The organism is Actinosynnema sp. NPDC053489 (assembly GCF_044544865.1).
In the GTDB taxonomy this organism is placed as follows: Bacteria; Actinomycetota; Actinomycetes; order Mycobacteriales; family Pseudonocardiaceae; genus Actinosynnema.
Map to the genome: position 1 here is coordinate 76696 of NZ_JBITXT010000021.1, position 17847 is coordinate 94542.

Annotated in this window: 14 protein-coding genes; 8 read left to right on the top strand and 6 right to left on the bottom strand. The window is 72.3% G+C overall.

Annotation, left to right across the window (positions count from 1 at the left end; genetic code table 11):
* Positions 1-136 precede the first annotated feature (136 nt).
* Together ACIGNX_RS32865 and mptB are read right to left on the bottom strand one after the other, a co-directional pair.
* A complete protein-coding gene (locus tag ACIGNX_RS32865; protein ID WP_396545107.1) occupies positions 137-3781 on the bottom strand; it encodes a patatin-like protein in 3645 nt (1214 codons plus the stop codon).
* A 233-nt stretch (positions 3782-4014) separates the two neighbouring features.
* The gene (mptB, locus tag ACIGNX_RS32870; protein ID WP_396545139.1) at positions 4015-5583 is read right to left on the bottom strand and encodes a polyprenol phosphomannose-dependent alpha 1,6 mannosyltransferase MptB; all 1569 of its coding nucleotides are present in this window, start codon (positions 5581-5583) and stop codon (positions 4015-4017) included.
* 109 nt (positions 5584-5692) lie between these two features.
* Here mptB and ACIGNX_RS32875 point away from each other — a divergent pair, with 109 nt between their 5' ends.
* The 8 genes from ACIGNX_RS32875 to ACIGNX_RS32910 are packed head-to-tail and all read left to right on the top strand — an operon-like array spanning position 5693 to position 12341.
* A complete protein-coding gene (locus tag ACIGNX_RS32875; RefSeq protein ID WP_396545109.1) occupies positions 5693-6421 on the top strand; it encodes a helix-turn-helix transcriptional regulator in 729 nt (242 codons plus the stop codon).
* On the top strand, positions 6418-7863 hold the full coding sequence (sufB, locus tag ACIGNX_RS32880) for a Fe-S cluster assembly protein SufB (RefSeq protein ID WP_396545111.1): 1446 nt from the start codon (positions 6418-6420) through the stop codon (positions 7861-7863). Before ACIGNX_RS32875 ends, sufB begins: the two co-directional genes overlap by 4 nt.
* A 1-nt stretch (position 7864) precedes the next feature.
* Positions 7865-9040, top strand: coding sequence for a Fe-S cluster assembly protein SufD (gene sufD, locus ACIGNX_RS32885; RefSeq protein ID WP_396545113.1), 1176 nt, complete (start codon positions 7865-7867; stop codon positions 9038-9040).
* Positions 9037-9357 carry a non-heme iron oxygenase ferredoxin subunit gene (locus tag ACIGNX_RS32890; RefSeq protein ID WP_396545115.1) on the top strand — a complete coding sequence of 107 codons (321 nt, stop codon included), beginning with the start codon at positions 9037-9039 and terminating at the stop codon, positions 9355-9357. Before sufD ends, ACIGNX_RS32890 begins: the two co-directional genes overlap by 4 nt.
* A gap of 35 nt (positions 9358-9392) precedes the next feature.
* A complete protein-coding gene (gene sufC, locus ACIGNX_RS32895) occupies positions 9393-10166 on the top strand; it encodes a Fe-S cluster assembly ATPase SufC (RefSeq protein ID WP_396545117.1) in 774 nt (257 codons plus the stop codon).
* Between the two features lie 46 nt (positions 10167-10212).
* Positions 10213-11490, top strand: a complete 1278-nt coding sequence (locus tag ACIGNX_RS32900) for a cysteine desulfurase (RefSeq protein ID WP_396545119.1) — start codon at positions 10213-10215, stop codon at positions 11488-11490.
* Positions 11491-11508: 18 nt separating this feature from the next.
* Complete coding sequence (sufU, locus tag ACIGNX_RS32905; RefSeq protein WP_396545121.1) at positions 11509-11952, top strand: Fe-S cluster assembly sulfur transfer protein SufU; 444 nt, start codon at positions 11509-11511, stop codon at positions 11950-11952.
* Positions 11949-12341 (top strand): metal-sulfur cluster assembly factor, encoded by a 393-nt coding sequence (locus tag ACIGNX_RS32910; protein WP_396545122.1) that lies wholly within the window; start codon positions 11949-11951, stop codon positions 12339-12341. Before sufU ends, ACIGNX_RS32910 begins: the two co-directional genes overlap by 4 nt.
* A 67-nt stretch (positions 12342-12408) precedes the next feature.
* Here ACIGNX_RS32910 and ACIGNX_RS32915 read toward each other — a convergent pair whose 3' ends face one another.
* The 4 genes from ACIGNX_RS32915 to ACIGNX_RS32930 form a co-directional block, all read right to left on the bottom strand.
* Positions 12409-13521 (bottom strand): glutamate--cysteine ligase, encoded by a 1113-nt coding sequence (locus ACIGNX_RS32915; RefSeq protein ID WP_396545124.1) that lies wholly within the window; start codon positions 13519-13521, stop codon positions 12409-12411.
* A gap of 88 nt (positions 13522-13609) precedes the next feature.
* Positions 13610-15313 carry an EAL domain-containing protein gene (locus ACIGNX_RS32920; protein ID WP_396545126.1) on the bottom strand — a complete coding sequence of 568 codons (1704 nt, stop codon included), beginning with the start codon at positions 15311-15313 and terminating at the stop codon, positions 13610-13612.
* Between the two features lie 40 nt (positions 15314-15353).
* Positions 15354-16430 carry a lycopene cyclase family protein gene (locus ACIGNX_RS32925; RefSeq protein ID WP_396545128.1) on the bottom strand — a complete coding sequence of 359 codons (1077 nt, stop codon included), beginning with the start codon at positions 16428-16430 and terminating at the stop codon, positions 15354-15356.
* On the bottom strand, positions 16431-17399 hold the full coding sequence (locus tag ACIGNX_RS32930) for an MASE1 domain-containing protein (protein WP_396545130.1): 969 nt from the start codon (positions 17397-17399) through the stop codon (positions 16431-16433).
* Between the last annotated feature and the right edge of the window lie 448 nt (positions 17400-17847).

Here is a 17847-nt window from a genome sequence, read left to right on the forward strand (position 1 = left end):
GACCGGTCCTGGCCCGGGCACCGGCGTCCTGAACGTCGAACTCGGCGGTCCCGGGCGTTCGACACACGCGGCCCGGGCGTTCGACACACCGGGCCCGGAGGTTCGACACACGGGGCGTGGGCGTTCGACACACGGGTCAGTCGTGGTCGGTGCCCGTGGCGGAACGGCGGGCCGCGCGGTGGGCGACGCGGCGGCCGCCCGCGCTCAGGCGGGGCCTGCCCGCGTCGTCCAGCTCGGTGAGGAACTTGAACAGCATCCCGTTGCCCTCCAGCCGCTTCAGCAGCGCCTCGGCCACGTCGTCGGCGTCGAAGTCCAGGATGGACATCTGCTCCACCAGCGACGTGGCGATGGTCCGCCGCGCCCGCAGCGGCACCCACCACGTCGTCACCAGCAGCAGCACCAGCCCGAACGCCAACGCCGTCCCCAGCACCGCCTCCCACCCGGTGAACCGCAGCGAGAACACCTGCACCGCGGCGGCCAGGAGCAGCAGCACGGACCCGTACACGGCGGCCCACCCGGCGGTCGCGGACGCGGGCGGCTCGGCGGCCTCCGTGTCCCACACCCCGCCCACCTGGCGCCACCGCCGCAACGAGCTGCCCAACGTGTACGACACGGCCGCGCCGAACGCGATCGCCACGAGCGTGCCGACCACCACCAGCCCCGGGCTCAGGTCGTACAGCCGGTACCGCACCACGGCCCACACGCCGACCACGATCACCGCCGCCACCAGCACCCGCAGCAGCAACCGCGGCTTCAACCGCAGCTTGCCCAGCACGGCCAACGGCGTGCCCACCGGCGCGGGCAGGCTCCCGATGACCAGCAGCCCCACCACGACCAGCAGCACGCCGCCGACGGCCACCATGCCCGTCACGGCCTGGTCACCGGTCTCCCCGGACGCCAACGCGTGCCGGGTCCGGTCGATCGCCACCGTCACCAGCGGGATCACCGGCGACAGCAGCACCAACCCGTGCAGCAGCGTGCCCGAGCGCAGCGCCGCGTACCCGAACGCGGCCAGCAGCGTGCCCCCGCCGAACGCCGCCGCCGGGCCCAGCGCCCACGGCGGCAGCAGGTCGAACAGCGACAGCACCAGCAGCGCGCCGCCCAGCGCGAACCCCAGCAGCCCCAGGAACTGGGCCAACCGCCCGCCCCTGGTCAGCCCGGTGATCGTCCAGTACGGCAGCAGCGCCGCCCCGCGCAACGTCCTGGTCAGCGGTTTCGCCGTGCCCAACCCGGAGTTGTCGCTGTCCGCCACGGTGATCGCCACGGCCGCGGCCGTCGCCGCCGTCCGGATCACCTGGTCGCTGCTCGCCTCCTGCACCAGCGGCTCGCGCCCGATGCCCGCCCGGTCGAACGCGGCCAGCCCCCGCACGCCCACCTCGACCCGGTCCGAGTCCGTGCGCACGGGCAGGCGGGCCAGCAGCGAGGCCTGCTCCTCCAGGAACAGCTCACCGCGCGACCGCCGGTCCGCGCCCTCGTGCCGGTCGGCCAGGATCGCGGCGCGCAGCGCCGGCAGCTCCTCGCAGATGATCCGGGTGTGCAGGCCCCACGCGGCCAGCTCCGCCAGCGCCGCGCACGTCGGCGGGTGGTCGCCCTCCGGGTCGGCGTACACCGCCCCCAGCTCCGCCTTCGCCCGTTCGACGTACGGCACCAGCTCGTCGGGCAACCCGTCGCCGAAGAGCTTCACCACCAGCTCGTCGACCTTGGCCGCGGCCCGTGCGACGGGGTCGCCGCCACCGCCGGTCAGCCGGTCGACCCGCAGCAGCCGCTTCGGGTCGAACACCACCTTGCACAGCATCGACGCGCCGTCCAGCCGGCCCCAGATCCAGTCGTTGACCCGCCAGGACCGCTTGAGGAACCCGGAGAACCGGTGCAGCGACGCGCCACCCGCCTTGTCCTCGGGGGTGAGGCTGTACTCGGCGAACGCGTTGCGCGTCTGGAGGCTGATCTGGACCAGTTCGACGGCCTGGTCCAGCCCGCCGCGCGTGTCGTCGGCCAGGCACGTCGTGGCGACCTCCAGCGCCAGCACCCGGGCCAGCCACAGCTCACCCGCCACCAGCCCCGCGTCGGCCTCCGCCCCGGTGCGCGGCTCGGTCAGCAGCCGGTGCCACGACCGCAGCCCGCCCACCCGCAGGTGCTCGTCGTCCAGCCGGTCGAGGATGTCGTTGGCGTCGCCGAGCACGCCGGCGATGCGCTCCACCTGCTCGCGGACCCGCTGGCCGACGCCGTCCGGCTCGTCCAGCATCTTCGCCGCGAACCGGTGGACCCGCCGTTCCCAGTACTCCTGGTCCAGCTCCTCCTGCACGGCGGTGGTCCAGTGCTCGTCCAGCTCCACCCGCAGGGCGCGCAGCCTGGCCCGCACGTCGAACAGGTTCGTGCGCGCCAGCGCGAGCCGCTGGGCGTCCGGCATCACCCACACGAGGCGCTTGAGCAGGTCCATCGCGGCGGAGGCGAGGCGTTCGGCCATCGTGATGCCCCACGGCCAGCCGTGGTCGGGCAGCGCGACCGGCTGCGGCCTCGTCGGCACGTACGGCAGCCGGCCCTGCTCCGCGCGGTACTCGCGCTGCGCCGCCTCGGCCGCCGCGCGGACCCGTTCGAACGTCCAGCCGGCGGCGTTCGCGCCCGGCACCTCGAACTGGCGGGACGTGATGTCGCGGGCGGCGTGCCGGATGCGCACGTCCTCGTAGTGGTCGTGCAGGGTCGCGGCCAGCGCGTACAGCTTGGCGGTGACCGAACCGCCCGACGCGAGCCGGTCCAGCAGGGCGTTGCGCCCGCCGCGGCGGGAGGCGGCGTTGCGGTTGTGCTCCTCGATGCGCTCGACGTAGGTGCGGCCGCTCTGGCTGGTCAGCGCGCCGAGCAGCTTGCCGCCGGTGGCGATGGTGCTGGGCAGCGCGCCGTCCACGGGGGCGACCGGCTCCACGACGGCTTCGGGCGCGTGCGGGAAGACCAGCAGCATGACCCGCCGGACCGGGCCCTCGGCGGGCATCCGGTCGATGGCCTCCAGCGCCTCCTTGGTGGGGGTGTTGACCAGCACCCCGCCGTCGACGGCGTAGCGGGACCGGTTGTCGGTGTCGTTGGCCCAGGAGGCGACCTCGGCCATGTTGGGCTTGTCGCCGTCGGGCGCGCCGGGTGCGACGGGGATGAACGACGGTTCGAAGGCGAACGGGAACGAGGCGGAGGAGCGCGCGGCCAGGGCGAGCCTGGTGACGAGGGTGGGCAGTTTGTCGGGTGCGAAGTCGTCCCGGCCGCCGGGGTCGCGGCGGAACGAGAAGCTGCCCTGGTGGCTGGCCTGCACGAGGGGCTGGCCCAGGTCGTCGTAGGTGAGCGTGGGGACGCCCGCGAGGAGCGTCGTGGTGATCCGCAGGTCGACCGGGCGGTCCTCCTGCGGGCTGAAGTCGGCGGTGAGGCGTTCCAGGGCCTCCTGGAGCCGGGGGAGGAAGAACTCGTCGCCGCGCAGCAGCGACACCGGCTGGCCGCGGAACGGCGTGCGCAGCAGCTGCTCCATGCGGCCCTGCTCGGCCCACAGGTCGCGCAGCCGTTCGAGCCGGGCGTTGGCGTTGACCTGGGACAACGCCAGCGCCGCGCCGTTGATGCCGCCCGCCGACGTGCCGGTGATGACGTCGGCGCGGGCCGTGCTGCCGACCATGTCCAGCAGGTCGGCGTACGGCCCGTCGCCCCTGGTCAGCCGGTCGAGTTCGAGGACCACCCCGCCCATCCACACGGCGAGGCTCACACCCCCGTTGAGCACGACGGCGAACCGGATCTGCTCCCTGGGCACGTCCACCACGACGCCCTCCTCCCACCGGGCCCCGATCCTCCCGCACCCCCTACCTCGCCCCCCACCCCCACCCGTTACACCCACCCGCGCGAGAGTCCAACGCTCAACGCGCGAGAGTCCAACGCTCAGGAGGGGTGAGTTCAACGCTCAGCGCACGCCCGGCTCGTCACGAGCGTTGAACTCGGGTGCTCTGAGCGTTGGACTCTCGCGACCTGAGCGTTGGACTCTCGGGTCGGTGGTCAGGCGGAGCCCGGGAGGGGGTCGCGCTTGAGCAGGGGGAGGACCTGCTTGCGGGCGACGAAGAGGCACAGGGCGAAGGCGATCAGCGCGCCCGCCACGGCCTGCGGCACGATGTAGGCACGCCCGTCGAACGCCGAACCCGTCGGCGGCAGGATCACCGCGATCACGGCGCTCGCCGCGGTCGCGAAGACCCGGAACCGCCGCGCCAGCACGCCCGTGGCCAGCGGCAACGCCGCCCACAGCACGTACCACGGCTGGAGCACGGGCCCGAGCACCAGCACCGCCCCCAGCCCCGCGCCCAGGCCGTTGATGGCCTTGATCCGCCCCCGGAACGCCTTCCACAGCAGCGTCGCCACGATCACCACCGACACGGCCTGCGTCACCAGCCGCATCAGCACGATCACCGACTCGGTGTGGTTGCCCAGCCCCAGCAGCAGCCCCAGCCCGCCGCCCATGAACCCCATCGCGGTCGGCGGCGACATCCAGCTCTTCACGGTCCCGGCCACGTTCAGCGTCTCCACCCACCCGAACCCGAGCCCGGTCCCGACGCACGTGCCCACCATCACCACACCCGAGATGACCAGCAGCAACGCCGCCGCGCGTACCAGGTCCGACAGCCGCCCGCCCCACCGCCGCGCCATCACCACGCCGAGGAACCCGAGCGCCAGCGCGGCCGGGATCTTCACCGCCGCGCCCATCGTGATCATGGTCGCCCCGAGCACGACCCACAGCAGCTCTTCCCGGGTCGTGGGCGCGCCGGGCACCACGGGCATCTTCCGCAGCGCCAGCTCCAGCCCCACCAGCATCAGGCCGATCGCCAGGCCCTCGTTGTGCACGCCCACAACCAGGTGGAACAGCACCAGCGGGTTCGCCGCGCCCAGCCACAGCGCGCTCACCTGGGGCACCCCGAACCGCCGCGCCAGCCGCGGCAGCGCCCACACGATCATCGCCAGCCCCAGCAGCCCCAGCAGCCGGTGCAGGAACACGCCGGGCAGCACGCTGTCGCCGGTCACCATCGAGATGACCCGCCCGACGGCCAGGAACAGCGGCCCGTACGGCGCGGGCGTCTCGCGCCAGATGTTCGGCACGTTCTTGGTCAGGTCGTGGTCCACGCCCAGCGCCGTCGCCGGACCCAGCTCGTACGGGTCCTGCCCGTTGGCCGCGATCTGCGACTGCGCGAGGTAGCTGTAGACGTCGCGGCTGAACATGGGCAGCACGAACACCAGCGGCGTGATCCACATCAGCAGCGTGCGGTCGAGCTGGCTGCGCGTCACCAGCCGGGGGCGGCCGGGCCGCGCGAACCGGCCCAGCCACAGCCACGCCGACACGATCAGGAAGATGCCGGTCCAGGCGACGGCCATCGCGGCGCTGGGCATCCGGGGGAACAGGCCGAGCAGCGGCGTGCCGGGCAGCGGGCTGAACACGGGCGCCGCGCCCGACCCGAGGGAGCCGACGGCCAGCAGCAACGCGCCCACCGTGCCCCACCGGCGGATCACGTCGAGCTGGCGGCGCTCGGTCGCGTCGAGGGGTGCTGCCTCGCCGATCCCGCTCCGGTTCGCCATCACCATTCCGCCCGCCGTCACGTCCGAAGGGTAGCGACCGGGCGGCGGGGTGACTCGGGTCACCCGACGAGGGTTGATCTTTGCGACCGCCGGCGAAATACGCAACACTGGTGTTGTGAAAAACGTCGGGACCGAGTCGACCGCCGTGCCGCCCGGGCACGACGGGCGGACCCGGCACGCCGTCGCACGGCTCCTCCTGGAGCAGGGCCCGGTGACCGCGGCGTGGGTCGCGGAACAGCTGGGCCTGAGCCCCACGGCGGTGCGCCGGCACATCGACGCGCTGGTGGCCGACGGCGAGGCGACCAGCAGGGAGGCCCCGCGCCGGGGTCAGCGCGGCCGGGGTCGCCCGGCCAAGCTCTTCCTGCTGACCGAGCAGGGGCGGGCCCGCTTCGGGCACGCCTACGACGACCTCGCCGTGGCCGCGCTGCGGTTCCTCGCCGAACAGGGCGGGGAGGAGGCGGTACGGGCCTTCGCCGAACGACGGGTGTCCGCCTTCGTCGACCGGCACCGCGCGGCCATCGTGGCCCAGCCCGACGCCGCGGAGCGGGCCAAGGCCCTCGCGGTCGCGTTGACCAGGGAGGGCTACGCTGCGTCGGCGCGCCACGTGGGGGCGGGCGAGCAGCTCTGCCAGCACCTGTGCCCGGTGGCGCACGTCGCGGCGGAGTTCCCGCTGTTGTGCGAGACCGAGACGGCGGCGTTCGCCGACCTGCTCGGCACGCACGTCCAGCGCCTGGCCACCATCGCCCGCGGCGATGCCGTGTGCACGACGCACATCCCGAACACACCCCCGATCACGGTCGGCGTGGCCGACGATCAGACCTCAGATGGAGGGGAGCCCGCATGACTGCCGCTGCCGAGCAGCGCACCACCACAGCCCCGCTCACCCAGGAAGAGACCCTGGCGAGCATCGGCAACTACGAGTTCGGCTGGGCCGACTCGGACGTGGCAGGCGCGAGCGCTCGCCGGGGCCTGGACGAGGACGTCGTCCGGGACATCTCGGCCAAGAAGAACGAGCCCGAGTGGATGCTGGACTTCCGGTTGAAGGCGCTGCGCCTGTTCGACCGCAAGCCGATGCCCACGTGGGGCTCGGACCTGTCGGGCATCGACTTCGACAAGATCAAGTACTTCGTCCGGTCGACCGAGAAGCAGGCGGCCAGCTGGGACGACCTGCCCGACGACATCAAGAACACCTACGACAAGCTGGGCATCCCGGAGGCGGAGAAGCAGCGCCTGGTCTCCGGTGTCGCGGCCCAGTACGAGTCCGAGGTCGTCTACCACAAGATCCGCGAGGACCTCGAGGAGCAGGGCGTCATCTTCCTCGACACCGACACGGCCCTCAAGGAGCACCCGGAGCTGTTCAAGGAGTACTTCGGCTCCGTCATCCCGTCGGGTGACAACAAGTTCTCCGCGCTGAACTCCGCGGTGTGGTCGGGCGGCTCGTTCATCTACGTGCCGAAGGGCGTGCACGTCGAGATCCCGCTGCAGGCCTACTTCCGGATCAACACCGAGAACATGGGCCAGTTCGAGCGCACGCTGATCATCGTCGACGAGGGCGCGTACGTGCACTACGTCGAGGGCTGCACCGCGCCGATCTACTCGTCGGACTCGCTGCACTCCGCGGTCGTGGAGATCATCGTCAAGAAGGGCGGCCGCTGCCGCTACACGACCATCCAGAACTGGTCGAACAACGTCTACAACCTGGTCACCAAGCGCGCCAAGGCCGAAGAGGGCGCGACCATGGAGTGGATCGACGGCAACATCGGCTCCAAGGTCACCATGAAGTACCCGGCCGTGTTCCTGATGGGCGAGCACGCCAAGGGCGAGGTCCTCTCGATCGCGTTCGCGGGCGAGGGCCAGCACCAGGACGCGGGCGCCAAGATGGTCCACATGGCGCCGCACACGTCGTCCACGATCGTGTCGAAGTCGGTGGCGCGCGGCGGCGGCCGCACCTCCTACCGCGGCCTCGTGCAGGTCAACAAGCGGGCGCACCACTCGAAGTCCACGGTCAAGTGCGACGCGCTGCTGGTGGACAACATCAGCCGCTCGGACACCTACCCCTACGTCGACGTCCGCGAGGACGACGTGTCGATGGGCCACGAGGCCACGGTCTCGAAGGTCTCCGAGGACCAGCTGTTCTACCTGATGTCCCGCGGTCTCAACGAGGACGAGGCCATGGCGATGATCGTGCGCGGGTTCGTCGAGCCCATCGCGCGCGAGCTGCCGATGGAGTACGCCCTCGAGCTGAACCGCCTGATCGAGCTGCAGATGGAAGGGGCCGTCGGCTGACATGGCCGTCACCACCGAAGACCAGCAACACGGCCTGACGGCCCACTCGCACGGTGCAGGTGCTCCCGTCTCGTCGCGCGCCGACCACTTCACGTCGTTCGACGTGGACGCGTTCGAGGTGCCCGGGGGTCGCGAGGAGATCTGGCGCTTCACCCCCATGAAGCGCCTGGCGAACCTGCACAACGGCGCCGAGGCGACCGGCACGGCCACCGTCGAGGTCGTCGCCGCCGAGGGCGTCTCGGTCGAGACCGTCGCCCGCGGCGACGAGCGGCTGGGCGTCGCCGGCACCCCCGGTGACCGCGTCGCCGCCCAGGCGTGGACCTCGTTCGCCGAGGCCACCGTCGTCACCCTCCCCGGTGACGCGAAGTCCGGGCCGACGACGGTCACCGTGACCGGCCCCGGCGAGGGCCGGGTCGCCTACGGCCACCTGCACGTGCACGCGAAGCCGTTCGCCGAGGCCGTCGTCGTGGTCGACCACCGCGGCTCGGGCGCGTACGCGGACAACGTGGAGTTCGTCGTCGGTGACGGCGCGCACCTCACCGTGGTCGCCATCCAGGACTGGGCCGACGACGCGGTGCACGTGTCGGCGCACCACGCCCGGCTGGGCCGCGACGCCACGTTCAAGCACACCGTCGTCACCCTCGGCGGCGACCTCGTCCGCCTCACCCCGGTGGTCACCTACACCGGTCGCGGCGGCGACGCCGAGCTGCTCGGCCTGTACTTCGCCGACGCGGGCCAGCACCTGGAGCACCGCACGTTCGTCGACCACGCGGTGTCCAACTGCCGCAGCAACGTGGTCTACAAGGGCGCGCTGCAGGGCGACGACGCGCACACGGTGTGGATCGGCGACGTGCTGATCCGCGCCGCGGCCGAGGGCACCGAGACCTTCGAGCTGAACCGCAACCTGGTGCTGACCGACGGCGCGCGCGCCGACTCGGTGCCCAACCTGGAGATCGAGACCGGCGAGATCGAGGGCGCGGGCCACGCCAGCGCGACCGGCCGGTTCGACGACGAGCAGCTGTTCTACCTCCAGGCGCGGGGCATCCCCGAGGACCAGGCGCGCCGGCTGGTCGTGCGCGGGTTCTTCCACGAGATCCTGCTCAAGATCGGCGTCCCCGAGGTGCGCGAGCGCCTGGAAGCCGCCATCGAGGCGGAACTCGAAGCGGTGGGCGCGTGATCCGGGTGTGCTCGCTGACCGACCTCGACGACCGCAAGCCCGCGGCGTTCGAGGTCGGCGACGAGTACACCCCGGTCGTGCTCGTCCGCGACGGCGACGCCGTGCACGCGCTGCGCGACCTGTGCTCGCACGCCGAGGTCGCGCTCAGCGAGGGCGAGGTGACGCGCAAGGGCGTGGAGTGCTGGCTGCACGGGTCGTGCTTCGACCTGCGCACCGGCCGCCCGTCCTCGCCGCCCGCCACCGAGCCCGTCGACGTGTTCGCCGTCGAACTCCGCGGTGACGACGTCTACGTGGACGTCACCACCACCACGAACTGACTCCCCGCTCGCAACACCAGGAGAACGAACCACCAATGGCCACTCTGGAGATCAAGGACCTGCACGTCTCGGTCAACACCGAGGAGGGCTCCAAGGAGATCCTCAAGGGCGTCGACCTGACCATCGCGGCGGGCGAGACCCACGCCATCATGGGTCCCAACGGCTCGGGCAAGTCCACCCTGTCCTACGCCGTCGCCGGTCACCCCAAGTACCAGATCACCTCCGGCACCGTGCTGCTGGACGGCGAGGATGTGCTGGAGATGACCGTCGACGAGCGCGCCCGCGCGGGCCTGTTCCTCGCGATGCAGTACCCGGTCGAGGTGCCCGGCGTCTCGATGTCGAACTTCCTGCGCACCGCCGCCACCGCCGTGCGCGGCGAGGCGCCGAAGCTGCGCCACTGGGTCAAGGAGGTCAAGGAGGCGATGTCCGACCTGGACATCGACCCGGCCTTCGCCGAGCGCTCGGTCAACGAGGGCTTCTCCGGCGGTGAGAAGAAGCGCCACGAGATCCTGCAGCTCGGGCTGCTCAAGCCGAAGATCGCCATCCTGGACGAGACCGACTCCGGCCTGGACGTCGACGCGCTGCGCGTGGTGTCCGAGGGCGTCAACCGGTACAAGCAGTCCGGCGAGGTCGGCGTCATGCTGATCACGCACTACACCCGGATCCTGAAGTACATCTCGCCCGACTTCGTGCACGTCTTCGCCAACGGCCGGGTCGTCGAGTCGGGTGGCCCGGAGCTGGCCGACCAGCTCGAGGCCGAGGGTTACGTGAAGTACATCGGGAAGCAGGAAGCCGCCAGCATCGGCTGACGTTGCACCTGTTCGTGAACACGTACCGAGAGGAGGCGTCGGGGCTGTGACCACCACCGCGACCCCACTGGACGTCGCTACCGTCCGCGCGGACTTCCCGATCCTGGGCCGCACCGTGCGGGAGGGCAAGCCGCTGGTCTACCTGGACTCCGGCGCCACCTCGCAACGCCCGAGGCAGGTCCTCGACGCCGAGCGCGCCTTCCTGGAGACCGCCAACGCCGCCGTGCACCGCGGGGCGCACCAACTGGCCGAGGAGGCCACGGACGCCTACGAGGGCGCGCGGCAGAAGATCGCCGACTTCGTCGGCGTGGACTACGGCGAGATCGTGTTCACCAAGAACGCGACCGAGGGCGTGAACCTCGTCGCGTACGCGATGGGCAACGCGGCCACCGCCGGTCCCGAGGCCGAGCGGTTCCGGATCGGCCCCGGCGACGAGATCGTCGTCACCGAGATGGAGCACCACGCGAACCTCGTCCCGTGGCAGCAGCTCGCCGCCCGCACCGGCGCCACGCTGCGCTGGTTCGGCGTCACCGACGAGGGCCGGCTCGACCTGTCGAACCTGGACGAGCTGATCACCGAACGCGCGAAGGTCGTCGCGTTCACCCACCAGTCCAACGTGCTGGGCACCGTCAACCCCGTGCGCGTGCTCGCGGACGCGGCCCGCGCGGTGGGCGCGCTCACCGTGCTGGACGCCTGCCAGTCCGTGCCGCACGGCCCGGTCGACCTCACGGCGCTGGGCGTGGACTTCGCGGTGTTCAGCGGCCACAAGATGCTCGGGCCGTCGGGCATCGGCGTCCTGTACGGCCGCCGCGCGCTGCTGGAGGCGCTGCCGCCGTTCCTCACCGGCGGTTCGATGATCGAGATGGTCCACATGGCGAAGTCGACCTTCGCCCCGCCGCCCGCGCGGTTCGAGGCGGGCGTGCCGATGACGTCGCAGGCCGTGGCGCTCGGCGCGGCGGTGGACTACCTCACCGCCGTCGGCATGGACCGCGTCGCCGCGCACGAGCACCAGCTCACCGAGGCGGCGCTGCGGGGCCTGGCCGAGGTACCCGGCGTGCGGGTCGTCGGCCCGCTGGAGGTCGTGGACCGCGGCGGCGCGGTGTCGTTCGTCGTGGAGGGCATCCACGCGCACGACGTGGGCCAGGTGCTCGACAGCCTGGGCGTCGCGGTGCGCGTCGGGCACCACTGCGCGTGGCCGCTGCACCGGCGGATGGACGCCGCCGCCACCGTGCGGGCCAGCTTCTACCTGTACAACACACTGGACGAGGTGGCCGCGCTGGTGGACGCAGTCCGCGAGGCGCAGAGGTTCTTCGGCGTCCGATGACTCCCGGGTGGGCGTGACATGCAGTTGCAGCAGATGTACCAGGAGATCATCCTGGACCACTACAAGAACCCGCACGGCCGCGGGCTGCGCGACCCGTTCGACGCCGAGTCGCACCAGATCAACCCCACGTGCGGCGACGAGGTGACGCTGCGGGTCAGCCTGGACGGCGACACGGTGCGCGACGTCTCCTACGACGGCCAGGGCTGCTCGATCAGCCAGGCGTCGACCTCGGTGCTGACCGACCTCGTGGTGGGCAGGCCGGTGGACGAGGCGCTGGCGAAGATGGACGCGTTCGTGGAGCTGATGCAGGGCCGCGGCCAGGTGGAGCCCGACGAGGACGTCCTGGAGGACGGCATCGCGTTCGCGGGCGTGGCGAAGTACCCGGCGCGCGTGAAGTGCGCGCTGCTGGGCTGGATGGCTTTCAAGGACGCGGTGGCGCGCAGCGAGGGAGCGAAGGCATGAGCACCGAAGAGGACGTGGTGCGCGGCGTCGAGGGCATGCCCGAGCCGCCCGCGCCGAAGGCGGACGTGGCCGCGGTGGACGACGTCGAGGAGGCCATGCGCGACGTGGTCGACCCGGAGCTGGGGATCAACGTCGTCGACCTCGGCCTGGTCTACGACATCCGGGTGGACGAGGAGAACGTCGCGCTCATCGACATGACCCTCACCTCCGCCGCCTGCCCGCTGACCGACGTCATCGAGGACCAGACCCGCTCGGCGCTGGTCGGCGGTGGCGGCGGCGGGATCGTCAACGACTTCCGCATCAACTGGGTGTGGATGCCGCCGTGGGGTCCGGAGAAGATCACCGACGACGGGCGGGAGCAGTTGCGCGCCCTCGGCTTCACGGTCTGAGCACCGGCACGGGAACGCCACGCGGGAGCCGCTCCCGCGTGGCGTTCCGGCTTTCCGGGGGCTCTTCCTACGTCTGCGCCACCAGCATCGCGACCACGTCCTCGGCCGAACCGCGCCGCCGGAACGCCCGCCGCTGCCGCACCGCCCCCGTGCCGTCCACCAGCAACCGGTCCACCCCGTCGACCACCAGGTCCTCGTCACCCGCCGCGCGCAGCGCCGGGCGCGTCCTGTCCACCAGCGCCCGCACCAGGTCCGCCGCGGGCACCAGGCTGCCGGTGACCGGCTCGATCCCCGCGCCGTCCAGCCCGTCGCGCGCCGCCCGCCACAACGCCGTCCGCAGCGCCAGGTCCGGCACCCGCAGCGCGGGCGCCCCCGACAGCGCGGTCACCGCGATCGCCCGCACCAGGGCCGCCAGCAGCACGGCCTCGTCCACGGTCGCCGCCACGTCGCACACCCGCAGCTCCACCGTGGGGTGCCGGGCCGACAGCCGCACGTCCCAGTAGACCATCGCCGGGTCCAGCGCCGCCCCGCCCGACCGCAGCACGCCCGTGCCCCGGTGGTAGTCCTCCGCCGACTCGAACCACGGCGGCGCGCCCGCCGACGGCCACGGGCTCCACGCCAGGTAGCGCCAGCTCGCGTACCCGGTGTCCCGGCCGTCCGAGAACGGCGAGTTCGCGCTCAGCGCCAGCAGCACCGGCAGCCACTGCCGCAGGTGGTTGCTCACCCGCACTCCCGCGTCCTCGTCCGGTATCCCGACGTGCACGTGGCACCCGCAGATGGTCAACCCGTCGACCAGCGACCCGTACTCCTCGGCCATCGTGCGGTAGCGCTCGGAGTCGGTCAACGGCGGCGGCCGGACCCCGCCGAGCACCGGCGTCCCGGTCGCCACGATCCGCGCTCCACGCGCCCGCGCCGCCGCCGACAGCTCCCGCCGCGCCGCCGCCAGCTGCTCCCGCACCTCGGCCATGCTGTGGCACACCGACGTGGCGCTCTCCACCTGGTAGAGCGTCATCTCCGGCTGCAGGTCCGATCCCGGCCCGGCGCCGCCGAGCACCTCGCCCGCCAGCGGAACGAGCCCGCCACCGACCGGGTCGACCAACAGGAACTCCTCCTCGACCCCCACCGACAGCGGCAGGTCCGACACGGCACGGGGGAGCGGTAGAACGGTGACCTCACTCACCAGGGACCTCCCGAGACTGCGCTGGGTAGTCCCCCTGATGCTATGAGTCACCGCACGGGTCGCACAGGCAGCTTTGCGGTGAACTTGCCTACCCCACCGCCAGGTGCGGCCCGCCGCGCAGCACGTCGACGTGGTCGCTGCCCGGCCGACCCAGCACCCAACTGGTGCCGCGCAACGACTTCGCGTGCTCCTTCAACGGCGCGAGCAACCGGGACACCTCCCGGTAGGAACCCACCGAACCGGCCGCGCAGATCAACGTGGCGAACGACAACGTCACCCCGCGCCCCTCCGCCTCGTACGGCACGTCCAGCACCCCCGCCGCGAAGGGCACGACCTCGTCCAACCCCGCCACCACGAGGAAGTCGTCCCCGCCGACGTGCCCCACCTGCACCCCCGGGTACCCCGCCGCGCCCTCCGCCAGCGCCCGCCCGATCGCCCGGATCAGGTCGTCACCCGCCGCGAACCCCACCGAGTCGTTGACCCGCTTGAACGCGTCGACGTCCAACCACCCCACCGCGAACAGCTCACCGCCCAGGATGCGCCGGTCGACCTCCCGCGCGATCGAATCGCTGCCCGGCAACCGCGTCAACGGGCTCAACGCCGCCGCCTGCTCCACCTTCAGCTCGGCGACACCGCGCACCACGTCCGCCACCCGCACCACACCCAGGCACCGGTCGTCGTCGTCCACGACCACCAGGTCGTCGTTGGTGCGCTCGCGGTTCGCGTGCGCCACCACGTCCAGCAGCTCCAACGCGCTCGACTCCGCGCCGATCACCTTCGGCGGGTCCGCCAGCCGCGCCGCCTCCCGCCTGGCGTGCAGGGCGTGCCCGAACGGCCCCGTCACCGCCAGCAGGAACCGGTTGCGGTCCACCGTCCACCGCGGCCGGCCCTCGGCGTCCACCAGCACCACGCCGCTGACCGTCGGCTGGTTCGCCAGCACGTCCCGCACCTCCTCGGACGTCGCCGAGTCGGGCAGCGTCGTCGCCGGGTGCAGGAAGTCGGTCACCCTCGGCCCCGACCGGCGGCGCAGCGGCGCGGTCACCGTGCTCGTGACCGCCTCCGGGTCGCTCGCCTCGCTCAACACCGCCGAGATCGTCGCGTCCACCTTCGGCCGCCGCTGCGGGCTCGCCAGCAGGTTCCCCTGCGCCAGCCGCACCCCCAGCCGGCGCAGCGCCGCCAGCTCCGCCTCCGTCTCCACGCCCTCGGCCACCACCAGCGACCCGGTGTGCTCGCACAGGTGCTGCAACGCCTGCACCATCGCGTACCGGGCCGAGTCGACGGGCAGCGCCACCACGACCTCCCGGTCCAGCTTCACCACCTCGGGCCGCACCTCGGCCAGCAGCGACAACGGCGCATCACCCTCGCCCACGCCGTCCAGCCCGACCCGGAACCCGTCCTGCCGCAACCGCTCGATGCCCCGCACCAGCAGCCGGCGCGGCGCGCGCGAGTACGGCGTGCCCACCTCCACCACCAGGTCCGCGGGCGCGCACCCGGTCTCGCGCAGCGCGCCGTACAGCGGGGCCATCCGCTCGGGCTTGTCCGCGATCGTCAACGCCAGCAGGTTCACGTGCAGCGGCAGGCCGAGGCCGTGCTCGGCCGCGTGCCGGACCGCGCGGCAGGCGAGGGCCACGTCGGTGTCGGCCAGGTACCCGGCGCGGAACGCCATCCGCAGCAGGTCGTGGACGGTGCCGTCGTGCGGTCGGGCCAGCGCTTCCACCGCCACGACCCCTCCGGTGTGGAGGTTGAACAACGGCTGGAAGGCGAACCGGACGTCATCCAGCAAGGCGGGCACAGCCCGATCGTGCCCGGTCGACCTTCTCCTGCCGAGAGCGTTAACCAGGAGTTCTCGCACTTTTGGCCGAATGCACGGGAAATGCCAACCGGGCGCGCATACCCCAGGACGCGGAACCGAACAGCCGCGTCATGGCGCGGACCGTCCCGCGCAGGTCATCGGGCCCGCCGAGGTAGTCGCGTTGAAGACTGTCGGACATTTCGAAAAAGCTGTTGAAGAATTCCGGCACCTCGTCGGGGCGCAACGCCAGCAACGACTCCAAACCCCTCAGGCGCAACACCCGCACCACCCGTTCCGCCACCGGGCGGGGCACCCCCCGGCCGGCGGAGATCGCCTCCGCCACCACCGGCGCGCGCCGCAACGCCGCCGCCACGCTGTACCCGGTCGCCGGGTGGATCCAGCCCGCCGCCGCGCCGAACGCCCCGCCCCGCGCCCGCCCGTCCAGCGGGATGCGCACCCGCTCCTCCTCCGCCGGCACCGCGATCCCGTGCTCCGCCAACCGCGCGTGCAACCGCAACCGCAGCTCCCGCAACGGCAACCCCGGCCGCCGCGCCAACGACGTCTCCTCCAGCAGCACCTCGTCCGCCGACACCGGGATCGCGTACAGGAACGTCGGATCGGCCGTCGTCGCCGCGGGCGGCCTGCGCCAATCCATGATCAGCGCCTCGTCGGGCCCCACGAACGGCCTCGCCTCCGCCGCGGGCACCACCACGCCGACCGCCGTCTGCGCCGCCCGACCACCCACCGCGCCGCTCGCGTCCACCACCCGACCCGACAACACCCGCCCGTCCGCCAACGCCACCCCCGTGCCCGTGCGGCCGACCACCCGACCGGCGACCACCCGCACCTCGTCCGGCAACCGCCACAGGCGCTCGTTGTCCAGCACCGCGTAACCACGCGGGATCACGTGCTCGGTCGTCGTCACCGCGCGCGCCGCCGACGTGCTCACCGCCACCGGCGCGCCCGGCGGCAACTCGTCCGACCACGCCGCGTACGTCGCCCGCCACCGCCGCCCCGGGTTCGGGTCGACCACCGTCGTCACCAGACCCCGCGCCGCGCACGCCCGCGCCAACACCCGTCCCGCCGGCCCACCGCCGACGACCACCACCTCGTCCACTCAGCGCCCCTTCCGGGGCTCGGGCGGCAGCAGGTCGCCCAACGGCGGCGGTTGGTACCGGGCCACCACCTCCGTGAGCTGGGCGACGGTCCGCTCGATCGCGTCCCGCGCCGCGTTGCGCTCCGCGATCACCGCCGACAGCAACAGCCCCGTCAACACCGCCGTGCCGTTGAACACCTGCAGGGTCACCATCCGCACCACCAGGTCCAGGTCGGCGAACGGACCCGTGCCGCGGGCCGCGCCCCGCGCCGCGATCGTCGTCGCGATCAGCGCGCACGGTGCCGTGCCCAGGTGCTGGAACCGCAGCGCCGCCCAGATCAGCAACGGGAACACCACGTACATCACCCGCAGGTTGTGGGTGCTCGCCAACGTCATCACCGCCGCCGTGGCCAGCAGCAGCGCGGCCGCCTCCAACCACCACCGCGCCGACCGCGACCGCGGCCGCAGCTCACCGAACACCAGCGCGATCGGCACGACCACCAGCACGCCCAGCACGTCGCCGGTCCACCACACCGTCCACGTCGACCAGAACAAGCCTCCGTCGATCACCCCCGTCACGAGCAGGGCCGCCGAACCGACCGTGGCGCTGACGGCCATCGCCGCGAACCCGGCCAACAGCACCAGCGCGAGCGCGTCCCGGGTCCGGTCCATCTCCCGCCGGAACCCGGCCAGGGCCAGCAGCAGGCAGGCCACCACCGGCGCGAGGGTGTTGCCCACCGTGATGAGCAGCGTCGCTCCGGCGTTCGAGACGGCCGAGTTCACGACGAGCGCGCCGACCGCGATCCCGGGCCACATCCTGAGCCCGCCGAGCAGCAGGGCCAGGACCGCGACACCGGTCGGCGGCCACAACGGGGTCACCTGGTCGTTCACCAACGCCTGGAGGAGTCCGAGCTGCGCGCCGGCGTAGTAGCACACCGCGACCACGGCGAGGTGGAGCGCGTACCGGCCGGGCCGGGGGAAGGGCTGCACCGGCCCAGCATCCACCGTTCGCCGGATCCCCACCACGTCCGGCTGCGGAGACCGCCTGACCGACCCCCGATTTGTCTCCCGCTGCGCAGGGGTGTAACTTTCTCCCTGCCAGCGCGGAACGGGCCGGGAGAGACCGGAACGGAGCGCGGCGAACACAAGCCCTCGGATCCGAACCAGTAGCACAGCGTGCTGCCTCGGGCCGGTCGGGTGAACAAAATGAATGCGAAGCGAGTCCATCGCGGAGCCGAGAAGCCGGAATCGGCCGATTTGACACCGCGAAAACGAACGAGCTAAGCTTTCACCACAAGCGAAACACAAAGCCCCGGAATGAACTGCGGTAAGACGCGGGTCAGGATGGTGAGCGCGTGTTCTTTGAGAACTCAACAGCGTGCCGAATAGCCAGTAAATTTATGAACCTCGTCAAGAGGTTTCCTTTGAGATTGTTACT

Bases quoted from the DNA above. Each gene is read 5' to 3' on its own strand.
- sufB (WP_396545111.1), top strand. From the start codon at position 6,418: ATGACTGCCGCTGCCGAGCAGCGCACCACCACAGCCCCGCTCACCCAG.
- sufC (WP_396545117.1), top strand. From the start codon at position 9,393: ATGGCCACTCTGGAGATCAAGGACCTGCACGTCTCGGTCAACACCGAG.
- mptB (WP_396545139.1), bottom strand. From the start codon at position 5,583: ATGGTGATGGCGAACCGGAGCGGGATCGGCGAGGCAGCACCCCTCGAC.
- ACIGNX_RS32910 (WP_396545122.1), top strand. From the start codon at position 11,949: ATGAGCACCGAAGAGGACGTGGTGCGCGGCGTCGAGGGCATGCCCGAG.
- sufU (WP_396545121.1), top strand. From the start codon at position 11,509: ATGCAGTTGCAGCAGATGTACCAGGAGATCATCCTGGACCACTACAAG.
- sufD (WP_396545113.1), top strand. From the start codon at position 7,865: ATGGCCGTCACCACCGAAGACCAGCAACACGGCCTGACGGCCCACTCG.